The following is a 25374-nucleotide window of genomic DNA, read 5'->3' as shown; positions in this document are numbered from 1 at the left end:
CACCCGGATCCCGTTGATCCGCGTACGGCCACCCAGGGCGAAGCCATCCGGCTTCGGCCCTTTTTCTTTTCCTGGAAGGGGATCCAGATGGGCACCGACCTGCACGACGACCGACTCACCCGGTTGCGGGCCACGCTGACCGACGACTTCGCGGCGCAGACGGCCCGGTTGACCGAGCTCACGGCGGACACCGGCGACCCCGGCGAGGCGCACACCCGCGCCGCGATGATCGTGGCCACCCGGCAGAGCCTCGGGCAGATCGGCGACGCGCTGCGCCGGATGGCCGACGGCGGCTACGGCCGCTGCGAGCGGTGCGCCGCGCCGATCCCGGTGGAGCGCCTGGAAGCGCTGCCGCACGCCCGCTTCTGCGTGCCCTGCCAGCAGAAGCACGGCTGACCCGGCGGGTGCCGGGCCGTCACCGTACGGCCCGGCGCCCCGGCAGCCGGCGCCCGAGCCAGTCCAGCAGGACCTGCTCGTACTCCGGGCTGACGCCGGCCAGGTCCTCGCGCCCGCCCAGGGTGGGAGCGTGGTCGCAGCCGGCCAGCCGGGCCACGGTCAGCTCCGCGTCGCGCGCGGCGCGCCGCCACACGGCCAGGCTCTGCTCGACCGGCGTCCAGGCGTCGGTCTCGCCGTAGCAGAGCAGCACCGGGCCGGACAGCTTCGCGAGGACCGGCTCCGGGTCGAAATCCATGTCGACCCAGCTGCCCGGCGCGTCGGGCAGCTCGCGGGGCAGGTACACCAGGGGAAACCAGGGCCGCCGCACGGCGGCGTCCAGCTCCGCCTGGGCGGTCGCCCGGGGCACGTCGCCGCGCAGGAAGCCCTCCGCGACACCGCGCAGCCGGTCCAGCTCGGCGAGGTCGGCCGGACCGTACCCGTGCCGGCGCAACTGCTCGGCGGTGCCGTACCGCATCTGCACGGCGGGGCTGACCCCGCTGCACCCGAGCAGGACGAGGAAGTCCACCGGGCGCCGGGTGACGGTCAGCGTCGCCGCCCACGCGCCCTGGCTGAACCCCCACAGCCCGACGGGGGCGTCCCCGACCTGTCGGCGCAGCACGTCGAGGGCCGATGCCGCGTCGTCGGCCTGCGCGGTCAGCGGCACGTCGTGCCCGTTCACCCGGGGCCGTCGGTCGTAGCGCAGCACCGCGATCCCGGCCGGTGGCAGCAGCCGGGCCAAATGCTCGTACAGGAAGTACGACCGCCGGTCGGCGTGCGAGCCGTGCAGCACCACCAGGCCGCCGCGCGGCGGCGCGGCCGGGACGTCCAGGGTCGCGGGCAGGTCGAGCTCACCGACGCGCAGCTCCATGCCGGCAGTCAACCACGCCGCACGGGACCCCGGCCGCCCCGCCGATCGTCGCTCGTCCGCCGGGCTGCGTACCCTGGCCCGGTGACCCGTCGTGACCGTGGAGACCGCCGATGACCAGCCCGCGCACCGTCCGCACCGCCCGTCCCGCCGACGTGGCCGCCCTCGTCGACCTGGTCGAGTCGGCGTACCGCGGGGAGCGCAGCCGGGCCGGCTGGACCACCGAGGCCGACCTGCTCGCCGGGCAGCGCACCGACCCGGACATGGTGGCCGAGGCCGTGTCGAGCCCGGGCGGGACGGTCCTGGTGGTCGAGGACGGCACGGAGATCGTCGCCTGCTGCCAGTTGGAGCGCCGCGACGACCACGTCTACTTCGGCATGTTCGCGGTGGCACCGGGGCGGCAGGGCGGCGGGCTGGGCCGGGACCTGCTGGCCGAGGCCGAGCGGCACGCGCGGGAGCAGTGGCACAGCGGCGAGCTGCGGATGACCGTGATCACGCAGCGGGAGGACCTGATCGCCTGGTACGAGCGGCGCGGCTACGTCCGCACCGGCGAGCTGAGCCCGTTCCCGTACGGCGACGTGCGGTTCGGCCTGCCCCTGCGGCCGGACCTGGCCTTCGAGACCCTGCGGAAGAAGCTCGGCTGACGAACGGGTCGCCGACCACCGATGGCGGCCGTTCACCGACGGCGTGCCGGGCCGTCCGTCGCCGGGCGTAGCCGCCGGACGAGGTGGAGAACGCCCTGGTGGACGGCCACGCCGACGCCGGTGTTGAGCAGCGCCAGCCCGGACGCGGCGATCAGCCCCGGCTCGACGTCCATCGCCCCGGTGGCGACCAGCAGGGCGGGCCAACCGGCGGCGGCGACCGGCAGCGCCAGCCACCACCAGCGCCCGAGCAGGAGGCCGAGGAGGATGAGGCTCGGGATCATGGCTCGGGCCTCGACTCCGGCGGCGCGTCGGCGAGCTCGGCGATCACCTCAGCGTGGCAGCGCTCCGGCACGCACCAGCAGCCGAGCCGGCGCCCGCGCAGGTCGGGCAGCAGCGCGAGCAGGTCGGGCCGGCCGAGCAGGTACGCCCGGTACTTCTCGATCACCTCGTCGCGGGTGCCGTCGGGGCCGGGCCGGTACGGGCTGGACAGCGGGGACTGGGGCAGCCGCCAGCCGCCGCGGGACATGGCCCGCCCGACGTAGACGACGTCGGCGTACGCTGGGTCGTCGCGATGGCCCTTGAGGTTCACGACCGTCGTTGCCGGCACGGCACCTCCTCCGATGTTCCCGCCCGATCGTCAGTGTCGCAGCATCGGCCGATCCGGTCAGGCGCCGGGCGCGGGCGCCGGGCCGGTGGAGTCGCGGACGATCAGCGTGTGACCGGTGGACCGTCGTCGCGGCCGGGTCGCCCTGGGCTTCAGCGCGAGGGTCAGTGCCATCCGCCCCATCTCGGTCATCGGCAGCCGGACCGTGGTGAGGCTGGGTGCCAGGTCGGCGGCGACGGACACGTCGTCGAAGCCGACCACCGACACGCGCTCGGGCACCGGGATGCGCCGCGACCGCAGCACGGACAGCACGCCGATCGCCATGGCGTCGTTGAGCGCGATGATCGCCGTACTGTCCGGGTGGTAGTGCAGGATCCGCTCGGCGGCCACCCGGCCGCCGTCGCGGGTGAAGTCGGAGTGGACGACGGCGAGGTCGTCGCGGGAGTGCCCGTGCGCGGCGAGCGCGGCGGTCACCCCGGCGAGCCGGTCGGCCACGGTGGTCAGACCCGGGGTGCCGGCGGCCACGGCGATCCGACGGTGGCCCAGGGCCAGCAGGTGGGCGCCGATGTCGCGGCCTCCGGCCTCGTTGTCCGGCACCACCGCGTCGACGCCCAGGGCGTGCCGCCCGATGACGGCGACCCGTCCGCCGGCCCGCTGGAAGCCGGCGAGTTCGGCGCGGGCCTCGGCCTCCACGCGCGGGTCGTCGTAGCCGGAGCCGGCGATGAGGATGATTCCGACCTGCTGGTTGATGAGGTGCCGCAGTTGGCGCAGCTCGTTCTCCGGGTCGCGTCCGGAGTGGGCGATCTGGACCAGGAGGCCCTCCTCGGCGGCGACCTGGAGCACGCCGCTGGCGATCTCGGAGAAGTACGGGTCGTCGATCTGGTGGACGATCAGGCCGACGGTGGTGCTGGCGCCCCCGGCGAGGGTGCGGGCGTACGGGTTGGCGACGTACCCGAGTTCCCGGGAGACCTGGCGGACGTGCCGGGCGACCTCCTCGCTGACGCCCTCGCGCCCGGCGAGGGCGCGGGAGGCGGTCGCCAGCGAGACGCCGGCGCGCTCCGCCACGTCGACGAGACGCAACCGTGGTCCGGGTCGGGGCATGGGTAACTCCTGGCAGACATTGATCCGCACCGCGCTCTTGCGTGTGGCGTAGGGCACAGCATAGGGTACGAAAGCGCTTACGTAAGCGCTTTCGTAAGCGCGGCGCCGCCTCGGCCGTCCGGCCGGCCTCACGGTGGACCGTCCTGTCCCGACACCCCGACTCCACATCCGGGCACCGATCCACGCCCGGTACGTAAGCGCTTTCGTCACCGCCACATCGCACCGACGAAGGGAGCACCTCCCCATGAGAAGACACCGACGCGCCGCCGTCGCGGCCACCGCCCTGCTGGCGCTGGCGCTGACCGCGGCGGCGAGCCCGGCCCAGGCCGACCGGCCCGGACCGCACGACGTCCACCCCGCCCTCTGGTCGCACCTGGTCGCCTTCTACGACTTCGACCACCCGGTGGTCGGCGACCCCGCGCTCGAGCGGGACCTGGGCCGGTCCGGCACCGAGATCGAGCTGGTCAACGGCGGTGCGGCCATGCGGGTGCCCGACCGGGCGTACAAGGGCAGCGGCGACGCGCTGCAGACCCGGCAGGTCAACCCGCAGGCCGCCGGCAACGACGACTGGAAGGCCGGCATCTGGTCCTCCAGCGGCGTCCGCACGCTGCGCGCGTTCAGCGGCGCCGAGGGGACCACGGTGATGGGCTGGTTCAAGCGGGAGATGGACGGGCCGGCGTTGAACTCCGTCACCGCCAACCCGACCGACCGGTACAACGCCATCGGCCTGGCCGGCGTGTTGACCGGCGACTCCGACGGGCACGGCGTGCGCGCCCTGCTGGAACTCATCGACGTGGGCGGCGAGCTGCACCTGGTCGCCCTCGGCCGCCGCGTCGACGGCGGCGCCTCGCAGACCTTCGCCGCCAACGAGGACTGGCGGACCCTGCTGCCGAAGGGGGAGTGGGTGCACCTCGCGGCCACCTACGACTTCACCAGCGGCACCATGGCGCTCTACCGCAACGGCGAGCCGGTCGACGGCTTCTACACGACCGCCGGCGACCCGTGGCAGCTCAACGGGCCCGGCCCGCACGTCACCAGCGCCACCGACGCGCGCGGCATCAAGATCGGCGGGAGCTTCCCGCAGAACAACCTGGAACGCAACCCGTGCGACTGCCGCATGGACGGCCTCATGTTCCTCGACAGCGTGATCCCGGCGAGCGACATCGCCAAGCAGTACCGCTACATGGCCCGCTGACCGTCCCTCGGATCGTCCCACCGAGAAGGAGAACCGCGTGTTCATTCGCGCTGGCAGCACCGGCAGGCTCCGCAGAGCCGCCCTCACCGCCGGGGTCACTGCCGCCACCCTCGTCCTGTCCACCCTGGTCGCCGCACCCGCCCGGGCCGACGGCGCCGTCTACGACCCGATCCCCGAGTCGCAGATCCAGTCGCGGCTGGGGCTGGTGCTCCAGGAGTACGCCAGCTTCCCCCAGTCCACTCCGAACCCGGCGCCGGTCGACGCGCGGCTGGTGCGCAAGGCCCGGATCAACACGATCAGCGAGCTGCCCGACGGCTCCGGCCGCCGGGCCGTGCCGGACCTCAACGGCAACCTCTACCTCGTGGAGAACGGCACGCCGCACGTCTACCTGGACGTGGCGGCGACCTTCGCGCCGCAGTTCTTCTCCGGCCGTGGCCTCGGCCAGGGCTTCGGGTACGTCGCCTTCCACCCCGAGTTCGCGCGTAACGGCCGCTTCTACACGATCCACACCGAGCAGGCGTCGCTGGCCACCCGCACGCCCGACTACGCCCAGCCGAACACCATCTACCAGGCCGTGATCACCGAGTGGACGGCCAGCGACCCGGCCGCGGACACCTTCGCCGGCACCCACCGCGAGGTGCTGCGGATCGGCTTCGGCGGCCAGATCCACGGCGTCCAGGAGATCAACTTCAACCCGACCGCGAAGCCGCGCGACCCCGACTACGGGATGCTCTACCTCGCCGTCGGCGACGGCGGCCAGGGCTACCGCAACGGCGACCCGCAGAACATGGGCATGCCGCATGGCAAGCTGCTGCGCATCGACCCGCGCGGCACCAACGCGCCCAACGGCCGGTACGGGATCCCGGCCGACAACCCGTTCGTCGGGCGCGACGGCGCGCTCGGTGAGATCTACGCGGTCGGCTTCCGCGACCCGCACCGGTTCAGCTGGGACCGGGCGACCGGCCGGATGTACCTGGGCCACATCGGCGAGCACGCCATCGAGTCCATCTACGAGGTCCGGGCCGGCGACAACTTCGGCTGGAGCGAGCGCGAGGGCAACTGGGTCTTCGACAAGACCGCGACGAACCCGTGCGACAAGCTCTACCCGCTGCCCGCCGACGACGCGAAGTACGGCTACACCTACCCGGTCGCCGCGTACGACCACGACCCGGCGGCGAACTGGAACTGCACCTCCGACGTCGGCGTCGCCGTGGCCGGCGGCTTCGTCTACCGCGGGAAGGACGTGCCCGCCCTGAAGGGCAAGTACGTCTTCGGCGACCTGGTCGACGGCCGGGTGCTCTACACCGAGGCGAACGAGATGCGCCGCGGCGCCGGCCTCGCCCCGATCCACCGGCTCGCGCTGTACACCACCGCCGGGGACCTGGTACGCATGCAGGACCTGTCCAGCCCGGGCGCGCCCGGCGACCCGAACCGGGTCGACCTGCGCTTCGGCACCGACGCCGCCGGTGAGCTCTACATCGTGGCCAAGGCCAACGGGAAGATCTGGAAGGTCGTCGACACGAAGACCGTGGCGGAGGGCAAGGTGGGCCACACCAAGGTCGTCCACACCGCGGGCGCGGAGAACTGGACGCCGGTGACCCCGTCGAAGTGGCGGTTCGAGGGCGACCAGGTGATCCTCGCCGAGGCCGGCGTGAGCCGCCCCGGCCCGCGCCGCCCGTTCGAGTACGCCATCCTCGACAAGGGTCCGGCCTGGTCCTCGGTCCAGATCGACGCCCGGGTGCGCCTCGACGAGCCGGTGGAGGTCACCAACCGGGACGTGATCATCGTCTTCGGCTGGCAGTCGGACACGCAGTACTACTACGCGCACCTGTCCACCGACAACACGATCTACCCGCACAACGGCATCTTCAAGGTCAACAACGCCGACCGGGAGCGGATCGATCACCAGTGGAACGGTCGCTCGCGCGGTGCCAACCCGGCGATCACCGACGCCGACTGGCACAAGGTGCGGGTCGTGCATCTGCCCGCCACCGGTGAGATCGCCGTCTACGTCGACGGGCACAAGGACCCGCTGCTGACCGCGAAGGACACCACCTTCAGCTCCGGTCGGGTCGGCTTCGGCTCGTTCGACAACATCGGCCGTACCCGTCAGTTCACCGTGACGGGCTCCCCGGCCTGATTCGAGGAGCGGAGGGGACGGCGGCCGGTGCCGCCGTCCCCTCCGGCGTACCTCGACGGCTGAACGTCCTGGGGGGTGTCAGCGCCGATCAGCGCAACCCCCGTTCATGCAGCCACGGGAGGCAGGACGCGTGCCAGCCGGCCTGCGTGAACCGCTGGCCCCACCGGTCTCGTGCCGGAAGCGGCCGTAGCTGTCTGAGCTCACACGACCGGAGCGGCCGTCTTTACTGTCGTTCGGTGGGGCATCGTGCTGGCTGCGACGGTGAACGGGTGGCGCAATCGATGCATCGCCACCTCACCGCAGTCGGACGCACGAGGCGCGGGCTTCTCTTCTTCCGCGGTGGACGGTGAAAGAAACTGTGCGATGGAACCGCAGGCCGGAGCAGGGGCCGGGCCGCGGAAACGCGGAGCGTCGGCAACCGGGTGCCGGTCGCGGCTGAATCCGCCTGGAACCGTCGCCGGGTGGGCGTCTGGTGTGCGCGGTGACGTGGTGATCACGGTCATGCTGTGCCTTCCTCCTCGAACGGCGCGTCGCAGAGAAGGCACGGGCCGCAGGCCACGGGACATCGCAAAACGAACCTGAACAAGATGATGGATGAAATGCCGAACGACGGCCCGCTGAACCAGTCGGGCCGCCGTTCGGCAAAGCGTGGGTCAGAGCGGGCGGATATCCGACGCCTGCGGGCCCTTCGGGCCCTGGGTGATGTCGAACTCCACCCGCTGGTTCTCCTCGAGGCTGCGGAAGCCGCTCGCGGAGATCGCCGAGAAGTGGGCGAAAACGTCGGCGCCTCCGCCGTCCTGGCTGATGAACCCGAAGCCCTTGTCGCCGTTGAACCACTTCACGGTGCCTGTAGCCATGTCTGCTCCTTCGCAGGCTGTTGAAGACCGCATTGTGCGGACTCGCGCTGCCGCGTTGATCAGCCGCGCCGGAAACGACATGAAACGAAAAAGGCACCTGGGTGGGTTTTGGTTAACCCATCAGGCGCCGAAACGTCTACGGAAATCAAAACTGCAACCGGGCAACCGTAACACAGAATCCGTCGATCGGTGCCACCCACGCCCGTGGCCGCGTCACAGCACGGCACCGCGAGGCGCAACTTCGCGGTCGCCGCCGATGAGCCGGACGAGTAGCACTGTTGTTGCCATGTCGTAAGAGGCCAGTCGAGTAGGGATGCCAGAGGTCGCGTCGGTTCTCGCCAAGAGGGAGCCACACTCATCGCTGGAGTCAGCTCCCTGAGCTGGCAGCGGCACCGCTGCGCTTCGTGCGCGTAGAGTGGGCAGTGGATCAGTTCGTCAACATCGTTGGCGGGCCGGCGCCTACCGGGGCGTGCTGCCCAGGTCTCGGCAGTGTCCCCAGGACAACGTCGAGGTTTGAGGGCCGAGCGTTGGCAGATCATCCGATCGCCACGGACATTTCAGTGCTGACGGACAACGCCGGTCGTCGGCGGCTACCTTGCGGCAGCACTCGGCCAGTCCCGCTCAGCCCGTACGACAGGCCGTTGCGGACGGCTGCGGCACGTGAGCGCCGATCCGGCTGGCCTGGCCGGGCAGCACCGCCACCACAGGAGAAGGACATGACTTTCGTGTTATCCCCGCCCATGGTCTCTCCGTCACCATTGCGCGAGCCCACCAAGACCCTCCGCGAAAAAGGGGCAGACAGTTTTCACGCGGCGCTCGCCGCGGTGCTGGCCGCCGGGCTGGAGAAGGCTCTTGAAGCGGGTGACCACCCGAGAGCGATCAGCTTCATCAACCGCGGCTTCGCAGAAGGTAGTCCGCAGCTGGGCTGCGACCTCCTCTGTCGGGCAATTGCGGTCGTCGGGACAGCCCGGACCTGGACGGTGCAGCTCGCGCCCCTGCGCCAGGGTAGCTCCCTGGATTGAGGCAGCTCGCCGCGCTGCGAATCGCTGCCGCGTGAGTACCTACCTCGCCGGGTCGCTCAGGGCCGCCTCGACCGACCCGGCGCGCTGCACCAGGGACACCGCTGCGGCCACCGATCCTTCGACAACATCGACCGTGCCCGTCGGTTCACCGTGACGGCTCCCCGGCCTGACGGCCGGACGATCTGGGGGCGGGGAGCATGCGGCCCCCCCCGTCCAGGATGTGGGGCATGGAGTTCTTCTGTTACCACCGCGATCGGCCCGGCTCGACGGCACTGCGCAGGGAGTTGCTGGAGGAGCACTGGGCCTACATGGACCGGTACGCGACGGAGATGATTGCCCGCGGCCCGACCTTCGCCGCCGACGGTGACACACCCACCGGCAGCGTGCACATCCTCGATCTGCCCGGTCCCGCCGCCGCAAGGGCGTTCGCCTTCGACGAGCCCAGCTACCAGGCCGGCGCCTACCGGGACGTGCTCCTGCGCCGGTGGCGCAACCTGCTGGGGCGCACCATGTGGGACTTCCCCGGAGGCCGGACCGGCGGTAACCGCTACCTGGTGCTCGGGCTCGGCGCGGGTCAGCCCGCCGACCTCGCCGCGCCCGACGACCGGCACGACCTCATCGCGTACGGGCCGTTGCTCTCCGACGACGGCGCCACGTGGTTGGGCACGGCGGCGCTGGTCGAGGCCTCGGACCCGGACGGGGCGCGCGCCGTCCTGACCCCCGACCGGTACGCCGACATCGAGGTGCACGACTGGGCGTTCGGCGGGCGGCCGGGAGCGCATCCTCCCAGGTGAACCGGGTCTCGGCGCCAGGAGCAGGCCGCCCGTCCTTCCGCTCGACCTCGTGCCGTGTCCGCGCGTCCCCCTCCTCGCCGTTCCGCGCGTCGTGCTCCGCCACCTGATCCGTCCGCCCTGCCGACCGACCGTGGTGATGAGTTGTCGCGCCCGCGGCCGTCACACCTACGGCGGGACACGACGAGACGGAAGGATGACGTGATGAGTACGGACACGCGGCTGAAGGAGCTGGGCGTGAGCGGTCTGGGCGAGGTCGACGAGCCGGCGTTCTCGGGGCTGGCGGAGCGGCACCGGCGGGAGTTGCACGTGCACTGCTACCGGATGCTCGGGTCGTTCGAGGACGCCGAGGACGCCGTGCAGGAGACGTTCCTGCGTGCCTGGCGGCGGCGGGAGACCTTCGAGGGGCGGTCGACGTTCCGGGCCTGGCTGTACCGGATCGCCACCAACGCCTGCCTGGACCTGCTCGCCAAGCGCCGCCCGGAGCCCGCGACCGGCGGCGAGGTGCGGTGGCTGCAGCCCTACCCGGACCGGCTGCTCGACGAGCTGCCTGCGGGCGACGCGGACGAGCCGGAGACTGTCGCCGTCGCGCGGGAGACGATCGAGCTGGCGTACCTGGTCGCGGTCCAGCACCTCGCGCCGCGCCCGCGGGCCGTGCTGATCCTGCGGGACGTGCTCGGCTGGCCGGCGAGGGACGTCGCGGAGCTCCTCGGGGACTCCGTCAACTCCGTGAACAGCGCGCTGCAGCGGGCCCGCGCCGGCATGCGGGAGCACCTGCCCGCCGAGCGGCAGGACTGGACCGGGAGCGAGGATGACGCCGGCACGCGCGAGCTGGTGCGCCGCTTCACCGACGCCAGCGTGGCCACGGACGTCGACCGGCTCGCCACGATGCTGCGCGACGACGTCCGCTGCTCGATGCCGCCCACGCCGGGCCTCCACGTCGGGCGCGACAGCGTGGTGAACAGCTGGATAGAGGACGGCTTCGACCGCATGACGGGCCTTCGCGGCGTCCTCACCTCCGTGAACCGGCAGCCCGCGGTCGCCTTCTACCACTGGCGTGAGGGGGAGAACGCATACCTGCCGCTGACGATCGACGTCCTGCGCGTCACCGGCGGGGCGATCACCGAGATCACCATCTTCCACGACGACCAGTTCCCGCGGCTCGGCCTGCCGGAGCGCCTGCCGGCGGGCGGCACGGAGTAACCCTGGTGCGGACGCTCACGCTGCGCGGTGGCGCGCGTGTCGCGGTGGTCGCGGCCCAGTGGTACGACGCGTTCGGCGTCGTCACCCGCGGGCGGGTGCAGCTGGAGCTGCGCGACGGCGAGCCCGGGCCGGTCCTCGGACGCGACGCCGGGTTCTGGCTCCGCGGCACCGGCGTCCGCGCCCTGCGCAACCCGGGCCGTCGCACGGCGACGGTGCGCATCCTCACCCCCACTCCCGATCAATGGAGGAACGACATGGATAGCAGGACTGAACCCGGGGTCGTCGCAGACCCGGCATCGGCCCGGACCAGCCCCACCCACCGATTCCGCGGGCTCGCCGTCACCGGCCTCATCGCCACGCTCGCCGCGATGGTGGCCACCACCCTCGCCGCCGCGCTCGCCCAGGCCGCCGGCGTCGACTTCGAGATCCCCGACGGTGGTGAGGCGATCCCGTTGGCCGGGTTCGCGGTGGTGACCGGCTTCTTCTCGGTCGTGGGCATCGTCATCGCCGTCGCACTTCTCCGTTGGAGCGCTCGCCCCGCCCGGCGATTCGTGTGGACGGCGGTGTCGCTGACCGCGATCTCGTTGGTCCCGCCCCTCCTCTCCGGGGCTGACACCGCCACCACCGTCGCCCTCCTCGGGCTACACCTTGTCCCCGCCGCGGCGATGATCCCCATCCTGGCCCGGAGTCTCCGCACCCGGACCAACTGACGATCCGGACCTTGACAAGGCTCTATAAGGTACTGCGAAGGTGTGTGGCGATTTCGGGGGAGAGCGCCGGTGAGATTGGTTGCGGGGGTCGCGGTGCTGGCCTGCCTGGCGGCATGCCAGCCAACTCCCAAGCAGGCGACCTCTGACGGCTCCGACCCGATCGTCGCCACCCAGCCGTCACCGACGTCGATCACGATGCCGGCCGAGGCCTTCGACCTGTCGTGGCGTCAACTCGATCATTATTTCAGCCAGGATGGACGATTCGAGGCCAGGCAGGTCAACGAGTGGATGGTGGTCACCCGGGACGGCAAGGAGTTCGGCCGTTTCGGCACCGCCGCGGAGCGCGTCCTCGGCGCCGACTTCTCACCGGACGGACATTATCTCGCCGTAGCACATCCCGATACGGTGATCACCTATGACCTGACGACGAAGCAGCCGAAGGCGCTGTTCACCCCGTCCGTGGAGAGCATTCGCTTCTCAGCGGACAGCGCCTACCTGGTCGGCCGGGAGGACTACCAGAAGGTCCGCAACGGGCGCCTTGTGGTGATCGATGTGGCGACGGGGAAATGGACCGCCTCACCGGTGCCGCCGAAGATCGGCGTGTCCAACGATCCGGGCAAGTACTGGTACTCGGGATCGTTCGCCGTCTTCGATCACGGGAAGCAGGTCGTGGCCGCCGGCAGCGACGGGTTCCTGCACTGGGCGGTGGAGAGCCAGAAGCTCACCTGGGTGCCGTGCGGCTGCGGAGCCGACACGGGCGCGGTGAACCGTGCCGGAAGCCTGGTGGCCCTGGTGATCCCGGACAACAAGCTGTCGCTGTGGGAGGTGGCCGGCCGACGCGAGCAGCGGGTCTGGACGCTGCCCGAGCTGCCGCCGCTCAACGGGGACTATCCACTGCGGTACTTCGGTGTGGAGCCGCACTTCACGGAGGACGGAAAATGGCTGCTGCTCGACGGAGGCGAGGGCGGGCAGGTCTGGTCGATACCCGACGGCGTCCCCGTGAAGATTCTGCCGCGCGGCAGGAACTGAGCCCGCGGCGGCGGCTGCTGCAGTCCATCAGCAAGGGCTGGTGGTTCGTGGTCGGCGGCACCGTCCTGGCTGTCATCGGTGCCGCGGCGGGCATCTATGTGCCGAAGATGCTCGACCCGCAGGACGAGCGGCCCATCGCGATCAACCTGGTGAGCAACCCCGCCACCGTGCCGGCCTGGGGTAACGACGTGTTCTCGTTCGTCATGCCCAGGGACGCGCGTCCCGCCACACGTCCTCCGCTCGACTGCCCCTCGATAGTGGACTGGGCGCACGGCAACGGCGGGGTGGATCAGGAGGCCACCAGGGTACGGCTGGTCGTGCAGGGCGCATCCGACAAGGGCGTGCTCATCGACGGGATGCGGGCACGCATCACCCGGCGCTCGGCGAACCCTGACCCGGGCGGCACCTCGCTGACCTGCGGCGGCGGGCAGGGCACCGTCACGCCGCGGCAGGTCGCCATGGACCTGGACGCAGCGGAACCGTCAGCGGAGTACGCCACCAAGGTGGACGGCCGGCTGCCGCTCTTCGGGTTCACCCTCGAAAAGGGGGAGACGGAGGTCTTCGAGCTGACCGCCACCACCAAGGGCACGGTGGAGTGGGTCATCGGTCTCGACCTCGTCGTGGGCGGCGAGCCGCAGACCGTGGAGGTGACGAACCACGGCCAACCCTTCCGGACGACCGGCTTCGTCAGCCCGCACGGCTATCGGGTCATGGCCGGGACGGACCATTGGGTGGAGTGCACCGGAACTCCACCCCGCTGCGGCACCACAGCAGTTGCGCCGGCTGACTTCCGTTACGCCTGACCGGTTCTCGACGCGCCCCCGCCGCGGCCACTCTTGGTGGTGCCGCCGCTCAGTTCAATGCCGTTCGATGCAGAACTCGTTGCCCTCGGGGTCACGCAGGGTCACCCAGCTGCGGTCCTCGGGACCGCGGTGGTCCTCGTGGATCGTGGCGCCGAGGCGGACAGCCCGCTCGACCTCCTCGTCGCGGGACCGCCCGTCGGGCTTCCAGTCGAAGTGGACCCGGTTCTTCGCCGAGCGCGGCTCCGGGACCCGGACGAACAGCAGACCCGGCACCGGGTCCGGCGCTTCGACGAGCACCTCGTCGTCGCCGGGCTGATCAATCCCGGAAATCGGCCAGCCGGTCAACCGGCTCCAGAACGTGCCCAACTCGTACGGGTCCGTGCAGTCGATCGTCACGTGACGCAGTCTCATTCGCAGCACCGTAGGTCGTCATCATGCCGGCATCAAACGCAATCGGCGCCACGCGTGCTCCTTCAGTTCCTGGCCGCGGTGACGATCGCGGTGGTGGCGCTGGCGGCCAGCAGGATGGCCACGAGACCGTCGACGCAACGAGGGGACAGCCGTCCGGCCAGCCGCTCGCCGGACCGACGGCCGGCGAAGGCGAGCGGCGAGCATGTGCCGGCGGTGATCAAGGACTGCCGCGCTCCGCGTGCTCCGCAGACGTGGGCGAGCTGCCCTGGATGCCGACCGGACGTGCCGACGAGGGAGCGGCTGAGATTATTCCGTGGCCTTCCCCTGGTGGCGTTCGGCGAGTTGCTTCAGGTTCAGCAGTTGCCGTCGAGCCATGACCAGGTCGCCGACGGACAGCCCGAGGGCGGCCCAGCGGGTCGTCTGCATGACGACCTTGAGCAGCAATCGCGTCGTGTCGTGCTCCTGGGGCACAAGGACGTAGGACATGAAGGCACCCATGATGGTGCTCGTCAGCTGTTTGCCGGGGTCGACCGAGACGATCCGGCCCAACTTCCGTCCGCCAGCAGAGGTGAAGGCCTCTCCGACTCGGGGCTCGGGTAGGTCCACCAGCTGTCGAGGTGAGCGATGGCCGAGGTTGTCGATCCAGTCATAGGAGTACGGCGCCAGCCGCACTTGGGCCAGCCACGGCCACACCGCTGCGGCGGGCGCTCCCACCTGCACCCCCCGCCACGCCTGTAGCGCGGGCGAGACCACGAAGTCGTCGCACGGATAGGAACGCAGTGTCTCGCTGTCAGTCACGCCCCACCGGTCGCCGATCACGCATCCATCTTCCACCGTGTCGGCGACGCCCGGCCCAGCCGAGTGTCCTGCCGATGGCCGACCGGCGGACGCGGTGCCGTCAGGACAGTGCCGGAAGGATGGCCCGTTCCAGCACCGTGAGCGGGGGTCGCCACTGGTCGGGGTCGTCGTAGTTGCCGGCGGTGATGGCCACGGCGAGGTCCAGGTCGGGCAGGACGAACAGGCGCTGGCCGCCGTTGCCCATGCCGGCCACCAGCCGATGGCCCTCGATGGATTCGATGTACCACTGGTAGCCGTACTGCGCGCCCCAGGTGGTCTGCAGGCGTGGCTGCAGCATCGTACGGATCCAGTCGGCGGGGATGATCGGATGACCGTTCCAGGTTCCCTCGGCCAGCACCAGCTCGCCGAGCCTGGCCAGGTCGCGGGGCGCGAGTCGCAGCCCGGACGCGGCGGAGGCCACTGCGTCCGCGCCGGTCATCCACTCGAAGCGGTCGAGGCCCAGCGGCGCGAACAGCACGGCCTGCGCGTATTGCGGCAGCGACTGCCCGGTGCCGTCGGCGATCAGTCGGCCGAGCAGAGCCGTGGCACCGCCGCAGTACGTCCATCGGGTGCCCGGCGGGTCGAGGATTGGCCGCTCCAGGATGTACCGGTACCGATCCGGCGCCAGCTCCATCGCGATCTCGGCGTTGGCCGGGCTGTTGTACGGGAGATCTTCGCGCCATTCCACGCCCAATGACATCGTCAGCGCGTGCTCGACGGTGAGCCGGGCACGCTGGGGGTCGACCGCCAGGTCCGGGTACTGCGGGAACAGCCGCAGGAGCGGCTCCGCCGGCGGCGGGACCAGCCCTTCGCCGAGCGCGATGCCGTACAACAGCACGGTCACGCTCTTGGTGACGGACCGGATGTCGTGCAGCGTCTCGGGCCCGAACTCGACGAAGCCCAGCGAGTCGCCCCACGCGAAATCCTCGCCGGCCCCGTAGTACTCCAGCAAGGTCTGGCCACCGCGAACCGCCACGACAGCATGCAGACCGCCGACCTGGCCAGCTTGGCGTAGTTCGTCGAGGCGGTCACGCAACTGCGTCGTCATGGGGCACTCCGAGAGGGTGATGTCGGCGAGACAACAGCATGCTCGTTATACCGGAATCGTGCTGTTGGGAACGGCCCCGGCGCGGGGGTGGTACCGAGCACGGGCGGCACACGACCACGCCGGTCCCCATGCGGGGACCGGTCACGGTCTCTCGGGCTGCCTCCGGGGGCGCGCCACGAGGCTACGACGGCTCGCGGGATCCGACCGCGGTCCTACCGGAGCCGTCGCCCTGGCCGCGGGTCAGCCGCCGGGACAGCAGCTCGCCGGCCTCGGCCAGCCACCTCGCCGGCTCGCCCAGAGCCGCCTCGACCGACCCGGCGATCTCCACCAGGGACACCGCCGCAGACACCGAGCCCGGGACGGGCCCGCCGATCTGGCCGGCGACCACGCCGACCGGTGTGCCGGCGGAGTCGGCCGCCTTGAGCAGCGAGCCGACCACCTTGCCGGCCAGCGAGGTCTCGTCGAACCGCCCCTCGCCGGTCAGCACCACATCCGCGCCGGCCATCGCGTCCGCCAGCCCGACCAGCGCAGCGATGGTCGACGCACCCCGCGTGATCGTGGCGCCCCACAAAGCAGCCAGACCGTACGCGGTGCCGCCCGCCGCGCCGGCACCCGGCTGGTCCGGGTCACCACCGGCCAGGTCCGCGAACCGGCGCAGCGCCCCGTCCAGCAGCGCTATCTCGGCCGGGCCGGCGCCCTTCTGCGGACCGTAGACGGCGGCGGCCCCGGCCGCGCCGGTCAACGGCGCGGTCACGTCGACCAGCAGTTGCACGGCACCGGGCGGCGCGGGCACCAGATCGGTGGTGTCGAGGCGGGCAAGCCCCGCCAGCGCGGCGCCGCCGAGTGGCAGCTCCCGGCCCTGGTCGTCGTGCAGCCGCAGGCCGAGGGCGCGCAGCGCGCCGGTGCCGCCGTCGGTGGAGGCGGACCCGCCGAGTCCGATGACGAGGCGGGTGGCCCCGGCGTCGAGGGCTGCCCGCGCCACCACGCCCAGCCCGTAGGTGTGCGCGCCGAGCGGATCCGGGGAGGCCATCAGCGGCAGACCGCTGGACTGGGCCAGCTCCAGCACGGCGGTCCGGTCCGGCAGCAGCAGCCAGGCCGCGTCGACCGGCCGGCCATCCGGCCCCGGCGCGACCGTCGTCCGGCGCTCGGCGTCCGGTAGCGCCGCGGCGAAGGCGTCGACCGTGCCTTCGCCGCCGTCCGCGAGGGGGAGCAGCCGTACGTCGTCGCCGGGCCGGTGGGCCAGCCAGCCGCGGGCCAGGGCCCGGGCCGCGTCGTCGGCGGCGACCGAGCCCTTGAACGAGTCGGGCGCGACGACGACCCGCATCAGTCGGCGAGTACGAGCTGGAGGTAGCGGTCCTTCATGGTGGCGAGGACCTCGTCGGGGTCGGTCGCCCACACCTCGGCGTTGAAGATCTCCACCTCGGTGTCGCCGGTGTAGCCGGCCTCCTCGACCGCCCGCCGGAACGGCGGGAAGTCGATGTGCCCGTCGCCCATCATGCCCCGGCCGAGCAGCACGTCGGCCGGGAGCGGGGTGAGGAAGTCGCAGACCTGGAAGCTGGCGATGCGGTCGCCGGCACGCGCGATCTGCCGCCAGACCTCCGGGTCCCACCAGATGTGGAAGGTGTCCACGACGACCCCCACCTGCGCGACCGGGAACGGTTCGGCCAGGTCGATCGCCTGTCCCAGGGTGGACAGCACCGCGCGGTCCGCGCAGTACATCGGGTGCAGCGGCTCCAGGGCCAGCCGCACGCCCCGCTCGCCCGCGTACGGGGCCAGCTCCGCAAGGGCGTCGGCCACCCGCTGCCGGGCGCCGATCAGGTCGCGGGAGCCGGGCGGCAGGCCGCCGACGACCATGACCAGGCAGTCCGTGCCCAGCCCGGCGGCCTCGTCGATGGCGCGCCGGTTGTCCTCCAGCGCGGCCCGGCCGGCGTCGCCGCCCGCGGTGAGGAAGCCGCCCCGGCACAGCGACGACACCCGCAGTCCCGCGTCGGCGACCAGCTTCGCGGCGGCGGCCACCCCGATCTCGGCCACCGGCTCGCGCCACAGCCCGATCGCCGGGATGCCGGCGCGGACGCAGCCCTCGACGGCCTCCCGCACCGACCAGGACTCCGTGGTGCGCTGGTTCAGCGACAACTTCGCCAGCCGAGGATCGACGGCGTTCATGCGGTGCCTCCCTTCGTTCGCGACCGCGGGGCTCGCAGGGCCGGCTCACTCCTCGCGCTCACGCCGACACCCCGGCCACGGACAGGTAGCGGCGCATCCGGGCGACGGCCAGGTCCGGGTCGAGCAGCAGCCCGGCGGCATCGGCGAGCCGGAACACCTGCACGAGGTGCGGCACGCTGCGCCCGCTGTGCAGGCCGCCCACCATGGTGAAGCCCGGCTGGAAGCCGTTGAGCCAGGACAGGAAGGCGATGCCGGTCTTGTAGTACTGCGTCGGCGGGGCGAAGACGTGCCGGGACAGCGGCACGGTGGGGTCCAGGATCTCCCGGAAGCCCGCCGTGTCACCGGCGTCGAGGCGTTGCAGCGCCGCCGACGCGGCCGGGGCGATGGCCGCGAACGCGCCGAGCAGCGCGTGACTGGACCGCCGGCCGTCGCCGGCGATCAGCTCCGGGTAGTGGTAGTCGTCGCCGGTGTAGACCTTGACGGTGGGCGGCAGCAGCTCGCGCAGCCGCACCTCCCGCTCGGCGTCGAGCAGCGACACCTTCACGCCGTCGATCCGGTCGGCGTGCGCCTGCACCAGCGCCACGAACGTCTTGGTCGCCTCGTCGAGGTCGGTCGACCCCCAGTAGCCCGCGAGGGCCGGGTCGAACATGTCCCCGAGCCAGTGCAGCACCACCGGCGTGGACGTCTCCCGCAGCACCTGCTCGTAGACGCTCAGGTAGTCGTCGGGCCCGGTGGCCAGCGCGGCGAGCTGCCGGCTGGCCATCACCACGGGAATCGCGCCGCACTCCTGCACGAAGGCGACCTGCTCGGCGTACGCGCCGACGACCTCGTCCAGGGTGTCGGGCAGCCCGGTGAGCTGGTCGGTGGCCGCCCCGGCGACGATGCGCCCGCCGCAGGCGGCGGCCTCGGCGGCGCTGCGCCGGATCAGCTCCCGGGTGGCCGCCCAGTCCAGCCCCATGCCGCGCTGGGCGGTGTCCATGGCCTCGGCGACACCGAGCCCCCAGGACCAGAGGTTGCGCCGGACGGCCAGGGTGGCGTCCCAGTCCAGCCGGGCGGGCCGGCCGGGGGCGTTGTCGGCGTGCGGGTCGGCGACCACGTGCGCCGCCGCGTACGCGATCCGGCTGGCCGGCGGTGTGGCCGGCCGCCGCCAGCCGGCCGGCTCGCGCAGGGTCAGCTCCTCGGCGCCGCCGTCCGGGCGGGGCAGGGTGATCCGGGCGGTCACAGCCGGATCTCCTCGATCTCGACCCGCCGCCCCTCCCGCGCCGAGAGCAGCCCGGCCTCGGCGAGCTGGACGCCGCGGGCGCCGGCCAGGAAGTCCCACGGGAACGGCTCGCCGTCGACGACGTGCCGCAGGAACGCCTCCCACTGCACCTTGAACCCGTTGTCGAAGTCCTCGTTGTCGGGGACCGTCTGCCACTGGGCGCGGAAGGGCTCGGTGACCGGCAGGTCCGGGTTCCACACCGGCATGGGGGTGGCGCCGCGGTGCTGGATGCGGCACTCGCGCAGCCCGGCCACGGCGCTGCCGTGCGTGCCATCGACCTGGAACTCGACCAGCTCGTCGCGGTAGACCCGGACCGCCCAGGAGGAGTTGATCTGCGCGGTGATGCCGCCGGCCAGCTCGAAGATGCCGTACGCGGCGTCGTCGGCGGTGGCCCGGTAGGTCTGGCCGGTCTCGTCCACCCGCTCGGGGATGTGCGTGGCGATGTGCGCGGTCACCGCGGTGACCGGGGCGAAGATCTGCTCCAGGACGTAGTGCCAGTGCGGGAACATGTCCACGGTGATGCCGCCGCCGTCCTCGGCGCGGTAGTTCCAGCTCGGCCGCTGCGCGTCCTGCCAGTCACCCTCGAACACCCAGTAGCCGAACTCGCCGCGCACGGACAGGATCCGGCCGAAGAAGCCGCTGTCGACCAGCCGCTTGAGCTTGCGCAGGCCGGGCAGGAACAACTTGTCCTGCACGACACCGTTCTTGACGCCCTTCGCCACGGCGAGCCGGGCCAGCTCCAGCGAGCCGGTCAGCCCCTCGGCGAGCGGCTTCTCGGTGTAGATGTGCTTGCCGGCCTCGATGGCCGCCCGGATGGCCTTCTCCCGCTGCGCGGTGACCTGCGCGTCGAAGTAGATCTGGTGGGAGTCGTCGGCGAGCGCGGCGTCCAGGTCGGTCGTGTACGACGTCAGCCCGTGCCGGGCGGCGATCTCGGCGAGCTTGGCCTCGTTGCGGCCGACCAGGGTCAGCTCGGGCCAGATGCGGCTGCCGTCGCGGGCGGGCAGGCCGCCCTGCTCGCGGATGGCGAGCAGGGACCGGACCAGGTGCTGCCGGTACCCCATCCGGCCGGTCACCCCGTTGAGGATGATCCCGATTGACGTGCGCTCCACGTGTGTGTCCTTCCAGTGGTTATTCGGCGGTCGTCGTCGCACCGAGCAGGTCCCGGATGCGTCCCGTGGCGCGGGCGAACTCCGGTGCCGACATCGTCTGGCCGTAGTCCCGCTCGACGGGCAGGTCGACATCGATGACCTCGGCGACGGTGCCGGGTCGAGGGGTCATGACGATCACCCGGTTGGCCAGGTAGACCGCCTCGGCGATGGAGTGGGTGACCAGCAGGACGGTGGTGCCGGTCTCCCGCCAGATCCGCCGCAGTTCGACGTTCATCTGCTCGCGGGTGAGGGCGTCGAGCGCCCCGAACGGCTCGTCCATGAGCAGCACCGGGGGGCGGTGCAGCAGCGCGCGGCACAGGGCCACGCGCTGCTGCATGCCACCGGAGAGCTCGTTCGGGTACGCGTCCTCGAAGCCGGTCAGCCCGGTCATGGCGATCAGCTCGTCGACGCGCTGGCGGGCCTGCGCCTTGGGCATGCCCCGCATCTCGGCCTGGAGCAGGATGTTGCGCCGGGCCGTGCGCCAGTCCAGCAGGGCGGCGCGCTGGAAGACGTACCCGATGTCGCGCCGCGGCCCCCGTACGTCCTCGCCGTGCAGGCGGACCTGGCCGGACGAGGGCCGCAGCAGGCCGGACACCAGCTTGAGCAGCGTGGACTTGCCGCAGCCGGAGGCGCCGACGATGGCCACGAACTCACCCGGTTCGATCCGCAGCGAGACGTCGCGCAGGGCCGTGACGTCCTTCTTCTTGGTGCGGAACCGGACCGCGACCTCATCGATCTCGACCGTGGCGCCGGTCGCCGTGGCGTCCGCGGAGCGCTGCGTGGTGGTGTTGCCGACCGTCATCGGTCTCATCCCTTCGGAGCGAAGCTCGCGTCCCAGTAGGCCGACGGCGCCTCCGCCTTGGTGATCACACCGGCGTCGGCGAAGACGGTGATGGTCTTCTGCCAGTCGGCCTCGTCGTTGATGCCCGGGGCCTGGCCCTTGGTGGCGTCGGTGTGCAGGAGCTGCACCGTGGCGTTGAACTGGTCGGTCAGCACCTTCTCCGACGGCAGCTGCTGGGAGGCGCCGGACATGGCCGCGACCGCGCCGGCCGCGTCCTTCTCGGCGGCGGACCACGCCTCGCTGCTGGCCGCGACCATGCGCTTGACCAGGTCCTGCTTGTTCTTGATGGTGTCGCTGGAGGCGATCAGGCCGTTGCTGTAGAAGCTCAGGCCGTGCTCGGCGAACTTCAGGTAGGAGACCTGCTTGCCGGCCTTCTCCTGCATGGTCGGGCCCTGGTCGGTGGCGAAGCCGAGCAGCGCGTCGGTCTTGCCCGACATGACGGCGGCCATCTTGCCGGCCGGGTCGGTGTTCTGCAGGGTCACGTCGCCGGCGGCCAGGCCGTTGGCCTTGAGGAACGCCGGGAAGGTCTTGCTCAGCGCGTCGCCGGCAGTGGAGGCGATGGTCTTGCCCTTGAGGTCGGCGGGGGAGGCGATGTTCTTGTCGCTGAAGAACTGCACCGACGACGGGGTGGTCTGCAGGAAGACGCCGACGCTCTTGACGTCCATCCCCTGGCCCACGGCCGACAGCAGTGCCGGGGTGTCGGCCCAGCCGAAGTCGGTCTGCCCGGCGGCGGTGGCCTGCACGGTCTTCTGGGAGCCCTGCCCGGCCTGGATGGTCAGGTCGATGCCGTGCTTGGCGAAGATCTCCTTCTTCTTGCCGTAGTAGAACGGCGCGTGCTCACCGTAGGGGTACCAGTTGAGGGTCAGGGTGACCTTGTCGAGGCCCTGGGCGTTCTTCTCCTGCTCGTCGGAGGAGGAGCCGCAGGCGGTGGTGGCCAGAAGGAGTGCCGGCACGAGCGCGGCGGCGAGAGTACGCAACTTCATCCGAGGGTTCTCCTGTTCACAGGGTGGTGGCGGCGTCGGTGCGGCGGCTGGCGTGCCAGGGCAGAACGAGGTACTCCAGCAGTTCCACGACGACGAAGAGGACCACGCCGAGCAGCGACATGATGATCAGCCCGGCGAAGAGGGTCGGGGTGTCGAGGTTGCCGTTGGCCTGCAGGATCACGTAGCCGAGGCCCTCGTTGGCGCCGACGAACTCACCGACGACGGCGCCCGTGACGGCCATGGTGGCGGCGACCTTCAGGCCGGCGAACAGGTGCGGCAGGGCGGCGGGGAACCGGATCTTCCGGAACGTCTGGGCCTGGCCCGCGCCCATGGTCGCCGACAGTTGCAGCATCTCCGGGTCGATCGACTTCATGCCGGTGACCGTGGAGATGACGATGGGGAAGAAGGCCATGAGGACCGCGACGACGACCTTGGGCGAGAGCCCGAAGCCGAGCCACACGATGAACAGCGGCGCGATCGCGATCTTCGGGATGACCTGGGCGAACAGCAGCAGCGGGTAGAGGCTCTTCTCGACGGTGGGGGAGTAGACCATCACCACGGCGGAGAGCACGCCGACCACGATGGCGATGGCGAAGCCCAGCACCGTCTCGTAGGTGGTGATCCAGGTGTGGTGGGCGAAGTAGCCCGGCTGGGCGGAGACGACGTCGAGCGTCGTGCCGGGTGAGGGAACCAGGTAGGGCTTCACCAGGTCGGCGGCCGTGACCACCCACCAGATGGCGAGGATGGCCACCAGGACCGCGGCGGGGCGCCAGGTGTTGCGGGCGAACCGGAGCAGGCCGGCGCCCGCCCTGGCCGGGCGGCGGGCGGCCGACGCGGTGGCGCCGGCGGGAGCGGTGCGCTCCGGTTGCTCGATGGTGCTCTGCGCGGCCATGACCCTCCGTTCTCCCTGGCTGGCCGGCGGTTTCCGGGTCTCCAGCCGCTGGGTAGGCGCGTGCCGTCGGCAGGGCCGGACGACCCCGGTGAGGACGGGGAACCGGCCCTGAATGCGCTTTCAGTAAGCGCTTTCAGGGTGCTACGGTAACCACGCCGAAATAATCCGGTCAAGAACTTCCGCAGGGAGAACTCGATGCAGCCACGGGCGCACGTGACCTTGGAAGACGTGGCCAGAGCTGCCGACGTCTCGCTGGCCACGGCCTCCCGGGCGCTCAACGGCATGCGCGTCACCCCGCAACTGCGCGACCGGGTCCTCGCCGCCGCCGAGAAGCTGGCGTACACCCCCAACGCGCACGCCCGCGCCCTCGCCGGCGCCTCCCACCGCACCGTCGGCGTCATCTGCCACGACGTCACCGACCCCTACTTCGCGGCCATCGCCGGCGGCGTCATGCGGGTCGCCGGTGACAACGACCTGCTGGTCATGCTGGCCAGCACCTTCCGCGACCCGGAGCGGGAAATCGCGTACGTGTCGATGCTGCGCGCCGAGCGCGCGCCGGCCATCCTGCTGATCGGCTCCGGCTTCGAGGACGCCCGCTGGGAGCGGGCCCTGGAGGCCGAGCTGAAGCCCTACCTGGACGGTGGCGGCCGGGTCGCCGTGGTCAGCCGGCACCGCAGCCTGAAGGTCGACAGTGTGCTGCCGGAGAACCGGGCCGGCGCCGCCGCCATGGCCCGCGCCCTGCTCGACCTCGGCCACCGCCGCTTCGCCGTGCTCTCCGGACCGCGGGCGCTCACCACCGTCGCCGACCGGCTCGGCGGATTCCGCGACGAGCTGGCCAAGGCCGGCGTGGCGCTGGCCCCGACCGACATCGTCGAGGGCCCCTTCACCCGCGACGGCGGATACGGCGCCATGTCCGAGCTGCTGGCCCGGGGCTCGACGGCCACCTGCGTGTTCGCCCTGACCGACGTGATGGCCATCGGCGCCTGCGCCGCGCTGCGCGACCACGGCCTGTCCGTCCCGGGCGACATCTCCGTCTCCGGCTTCGACGACATCCCGATCGTCCGCGACCTCACCCCGGCGCTGAGCACGGTGGCGCTGCCCCTGCAACGCCTCGGAGAAAAGGCGATGGAGTTGGCGCTCACCGAGAACAACGGGCGACGGCGCCGGCTCCTGCGGATGGGCGGCGAAGTGGTCCTGCGCGGCAGCACCGCCAAGGTGGGCTCGTGACCCCGCTCGCCGGCCTGACCGTCGACGCGGTCCAGACGTACGCCGTCGCGCTGCCCACCATCCGCTCGTTCGGCGTCTCGGGCGGCTCGGTCGCCGTCGCCGGCACGCCCAGCATCCGGGTGCTCGTCAAGGTCACCGCCGGTGGCGTCAGCGGCTGGGGCGAGGCCACCCCGATCCCGGCCTGGACGTACGAGACCGCCGAATCCATCGTCACCACCATCGACCGCTACCTCGCCCCGGCCATCCTCGGCCGCCCGGCCTGGGACCTCGACGGCGTGACCACCGCCTTCGACCGCGCCATCAACCGCGGCTTCACCATCGGCTCGCCCCTGGCCAAGAGCGCCGTCGACATCGCCCTGCACGACCTGCTCGGCCGCGCTCTCGGCGTACCGGTGGGGGTGCTGTGGGGGCAGCGCCGCCGGGAGACGATCCAGCTCGGTTGGATCGTCTCCGGGCAGACCGCCGCCGAGGTCGCCGACGCGGTCGCGGAGGGCGGTGACCTCGGCTACCGGGCGTTCAAGGTGAAGGTCGGCCTGCACAGCGAAGCCGAGGACGCCGCCGTGGTGCGGGCCGTCCGCGAGGCCGCGCCCGACGCCGCGCTCTGGGTGGACGCCAACCAGGGCTACACCGTCGACGGCGCGCTGCGGATGGCCCGCCGGCTCGCCGAGTACGACGTCACCGCGTTCGAGCAGCCGCTGCCGGCGAACGACGTGGCCGGGCAGCGCCGGCTGCGGGAGTCGTCACCGATTCCCGTCGCGCTCGACGAGAGCCTGCGCCACCCCAGCGACCTGGCGACGTTCGTGAAGCTCGACGCCGTCGACGTGGCGATCGCCAAGGTGCAGCGCAGCGGCGGGCTGACCCTGTCGCGGCGGCTCTGCGCCCTCGCCGAGGACGCCGGGGTGCGGCTCATGGGCTCCGGGCTCACCGACTCCGACCTGGGCCTCGCCGCCTCGCTGCACCTGTTCGCCGCGTACGGCATCGACACGCCCGTCGACCTCAACGGCCGGCAGTTCCTCACCTCCTCCTACGCCACCGGGGCGACGGTCGAGGTGAAGGACGGCGTCGCTCAGGTGCCGACGGGGCCGGGGCTCGGCGTCGAGGTGGACGAGTCGGTGGTGCGGGAACTCGCCGTCGACGTGCTCGCCCCATAGCCGCCCGGCAGCC

General features: G+C 71.8%; 28 protein-coding genes. 12 read left to right on the top strand and 16 right to left on the bottom strand.

The window, feature by feature from the left end; genetic code table 11:
• Positions 1–87 precede the first annotated feature (87 nt).
• Entirely contained in the window at positions 88–396 is a 309-nt protein-coding gene (locus tag ABZ452_RS27780) for a TraR/DksA C4-type zinc finger protein (RefSeq protein ID WP_357948891.1), read from the top strand.
• A 19-nt stretch (positions 397–415) separates the two neighbouring features.
• Here the strand turns inward: ABZ452_RS27780 and ABZ452_RS27775 are convergent, their stop codons facing one another.
• Positions 416–1303 (bottom strand): alpha/beta hydrolase, encoded by an 888-nt coding sequence (locus ABZ452_RS27775; protein WP_357948889.1) that lies wholly within the window; start codon positions 1301–1303, stop codon positions 416–418.
• 110 nt (positions 1304–1413) lie between these two features.
• On the opposite strand from ABZ452_RS27775, the gene ABZ452_RS27770 reads away from it, so the two are divergent.
• Positions 1414–1944 carry a GNAT family N-acetyltransferase gene (locus ABZ452_RS27770; protein ID WP_357948886.1) on the top strand — a complete coding sequence of 177 codons (531 nt, stop codon included), beginning with the start codon at positions 1414–1416 and terminating at the stop codon, positions 1942–1944.
• Between the two features lie 32 nt (positions 1945–1976).
• Here ABZ452_RS27770 and ABZ452_RS27765 read toward each other — a convergent pair whose 3' ends face one another.
• The 3 genes from ABZ452_RS27765 to ABZ452_RS27755 are packed head-to-tail and all read right to left on the bottom strand — an operon-like array spanning position 1977 to position 3649.
• Positions 1977–2225 (bottom strand): hypothetical protein, encoded by a 249-nt coding sequence (locus tag ABZ452_RS27765; protein WP_357948883.1) that lies wholly within the window; start codon positions 2223–2225, stop codon positions 1977–1979.
• Complete coding sequence (locus tag ABZ452_RS27760) at positions 2222–2551, bottom strand: DUF4326 domain-containing protein (protein ID WP_357948881.1); 330 nt, start codon at positions 2549–2551, stop codon at positions 2222–2224. The genes ABZ452_RS27765 and ABZ452_RS27760 overlap by 4 nt, the downstream gene beginning before the upstream one ends.
• 57 nt (positions 2552–2608) lie before the next feature.
• Positions 2609–3649: a LacI family DNA-binding transcriptional regulator gene (locus ABZ452_RS27755; RefSeq protein WP_357948878.1), complete on the bottom strand. Its 1041-nt coding sequence runs from the start codon at positions 3647–3649 to the stop codon at positions 2609–2611.
• A 244-nt stretch (positions 3650–3893) separates the two neighbouring features.
• Between ABZ452_RS27755 and ABZ452_RS27750 the strand changes: the two genes are divergently transcribed.
• A complete protein-coding gene (locus tag ABZ452_RS27750) occupies positions 3894–4844 on the top strand; it encodes a LamG-like jellyroll fold domain-containing protein (protein WP_357948875.1) in 951 nt (316 codons plus the stop codon).
• A 37-nt stretch (positions 4845–4881) separates the two neighbouring features.
• Entirely contained in the window at positions 4882–6984 is a 2103-nt protein-coding gene (locus tag ABZ452_RS27745; RefSeq protein WP_357948872.1) for a PQQ-dependent sugar dehydrogenase, read from the top strand.
• Positions 6985–7637: 653 nt separating this feature from the next.
• On the opposite strand, the gene ABZ452_RS27740 is transcribed toward ABZ452_RS27745, so the two are convergent.
• Complete coding sequence (locus ABZ452_RS27740; protein ID WP_212836447.1) at positions 7638–7841, bottom strand: cold-shock protein; 204 nt, start codon at positions 7839–7841, stop codon at positions 7638–7640.
• 716 nt (positions 7842–8557) lie between these two features.
• Here ABZ452_RS27740 and ABZ452_RS27735 point away from each other — a divergent pair.
• From ABZ452_RS27735 to ABZ452_RS27710, 6 genes are all read left to right on the top strand, one after another.
• On the top strand, positions 8558–8863 hold the full coding sequence (locus tag ABZ452_RS27735; protein WP_357948870.1) for a hypothetical protein: 306 nt from the start codon (positions 8558–8560) through the stop codon (positions 8861–8863).
• Positions 8864–9090: 227 nt separating this feature from the next.
• Complete coding sequence (locus ABZ452_RS27730) at positions 9091–9657, top strand: YciI family protein (RefSeq protein WP_357948868.1); 567 nt, start codon at positions 9091–9093, stop codon at positions 9655–9657.
• A gap of 201 nt (positions 9658–9858) precedes the next feature.
• Complete coding sequence (locus tag ABZ452_RS27725; protein ID WP_357948866.1) at positions 9859–10857, top strand: RNA polymerase subunit sigma-70; 999 nt, start codon at positions 9859–9861, stop codon at positions 10855–10857.
• 5 nt (positions 10858–10862) lie between these two features.
• A complete protein-coding gene (locus tag ABZ452_RS27720) occupies positions 10863–11567 on the top strand; it encodes a DUF6069 family protein (protein WP_357948863.1) in 705 nt (234 codons plus the stop codon).
• 69 nt (positions 11568–11636) lie between these two features.
• Positions 11637–12596: a WD40 repeat domain-containing protein gene (locus ABZ452_RS27715; RefSeq protein WP_357948860.1), complete on the top strand. Its 960-nt coding sequence runs from the start codon at positions 11637–11639 to the stop codon at positions 12594–12596.
• A gap of 47 nt (positions 12597–12643) precedes the next feature.
• Positions 12644–13399 carry a hypothetical protein gene (locus ABZ452_RS27710; protein ID WP_357948857.1) on the top strand — a complete coding sequence of 252 codons (756 nt, stop codon included), beginning with the start codon at positions 12644–12646 and terminating at the stop codon, positions 13397–13399.
• Positions 13400–13453: 54 nt separating this feature from the next.
• On the opposite strand, the gene ABZ452_RS27705 is transcribed toward ABZ452_RS27710, so the two are convergent.
• The 11 genes from ABZ452_RS27705 to ABZ452_RS27655 all read right to left on the bottom strand — a co-directional run bounded on the left by ABZ452_RS27705 (position 13454) and on the right by ABZ452_RS27655 (position 22983).
• Positions 13454–13810, bottom strand: coding sequence for a VOC family protein (locus tag ABZ452_RS27705; RefSeq protein ID WP_357948855.1), 357 nt, complete (start codon positions 13808–13810; stop codon positions 13454–13456).
• Between the two features lie 62 nt (positions 13811–13872).
• The gene (locus tag ABZ452_RS27700) at positions 13873–14031 is read right to left on the bottom strand and encodes a hypothetical protein (protein ID WP_357948852.1); all 159 of its coding nucleotides are present in this window, start codon (positions 14029–14031) and stop codon (positions 13873–13875) included.
• A gap of 85 nt (positions 14032–14116) precedes the next feature.
• On the bottom strand, positions 14117–14629 hold the full coding sequence (locus tag ABZ452_RS27695; protein ID WP_357948849.1) for a polyketide cyclase: 513 nt from the start codon (positions 14627–14629) through the stop codon (positions 14117–14119).
• 79 nt (positions 14630–14708) lie between these two features.
• On the bottom strand, positions 14709–15695 hold the full coding sequence (locus ABZ452_RS27690; RefSeq protein WP_357948846.1) for a serine hydrolase: 987 nt from the start codon (positions 15693–15695) through the stop codon (positions 14709–14711).
• Between the two features lie 181 nt (positions 15696–15876).
• Positions 15877–17019, bottom strand: coding sequence for a glycerate kinase (locus ABZ452_RS27685; RefSeq protein ID WP_357948844.1), 1143 nt, complete (start codon positions 17017–17019; stop codon positions 15877–15879).
• Positions 17019–17858, bottom strand: coding sequence for a sugar phosphate isomerase/epimerase family protein (locus tag ABZ452_RS27680; protein WP_357948841.1), 840 nt, complete (start codon positions 17856–17858; stop codon positions 17019–17021). Before ABZ452_RS27680 ends, ABZ452_RS27685 begins: the two co-directional genes overlap by 1 nt.
• Positions 17859–17916: 58 nt before the next feature.
• Entirely contained in the window at positions 17917–19080 is a 1164-nt protein-coding gene (locus ABZ452_RS27675; RefSeq protein ID WP_357948839.1) for a dihydrodipicolinate synthase family protein, read from the bottom strand.
• The gene (locus tag ABZ452_RS27670; protein WP_357948836.1) at positions 19077–20228 is read right to left on the bottom strand and encodes a Gfo/Idh/MocA family oxidoreductase; all 1152 of its coding nucleotides are present in this window, start codon (positions 20226–20228) and stop codon (positions 19077–19079) included. The genes ABZ452_RS27675 and ABZ452_RS27670 overlap by 4 nt, the downstream gene beginning before the upstream one ends.
• 19 nt (positions 20229–20247) lie before the next feature.
• Positions 20248–21069 (bottom strand): ABC transporter ATP-binding protein, encoded by an 822-nt coding sequence (locus ABZ452_RS27665; protein ID WP_357948834.1) that lies wholly within the window; start codon positions 21067–21069, stop codon positions 20248–20250.
• A 5-nt stretch (positions 21070–21074) separates the two neighbouring features.
• Entirely contained in the window at positions 21075–22091 is a 1017-nt protein-coding gene (locus ABZ452_RS27660) for an ABC transporter substrate-binding protein (protein WP_357948832.1), read from the bottom strand.
• A 16-nt stretch (positions 22092–22107) separates the two neighbouring features.
• The gene (locus ABZ452_RS27655; RefSeq protein ID WP_357948830.1) at positions 22108–22983 is read right to left on the bottom strand and encodes an ABC transporter permease; all 876 of its coding nucleotides are present in this window, start codon (positions 22981–22983) and stop codon (positions 22108–22110) included.
• A gap of 195 nt (positions 22984–23178) precedes the next feature.
• Here ABZ452_RS27655 and ABZ452_RS27650 point away from each other — a divergent pair, with 195 nt between their 5' ends.
• Together ABZ452_RS27650 and ABZ452_RS27645 are read left to right on the top strand one after the other, a co-directional pair.
• Positions 23179–24210, top strand: a complete 1032-nt coding sequence (locus ABZ452_RS27650; RefSeq protein ID WP_357948827.1) for a LacI family DNA-binding transcriptional regulator — start codon at positions 23179–23181, stop codon at positions 24208–24210.
• Positions 24207–25361, top strand: coding sequence for an enolase C-terminal domain-like protein (locus tag ABZ452_RS27645; protein ID WP_357948825.1), 1155 nt, complete (start codon positions 24207–24209; stop codon positions 25359–25361). Before ABZ452_RS27650 ends, ABZ452_RS27645 begins: the two co-directional genes overlap by 4 nt.
• The last annotated feature ends 13 nt before the right edge of the window (positions 25362–25374 follow it).

The sequence above is a fragment of the Micromonospora sp. NPDC005707 genome, assembly GCF_040631005.1.
Taxonomy (GTDB): Bacteria; Actinomycetota; Actinomycetes; order Mycobacteriales; family Micromonosporaceae; genus Micromonospora.
Note: the sequence above shows the minus strand (reverse complement) of the source record. Positions and strands in the feature narration are given on the sequence as shown.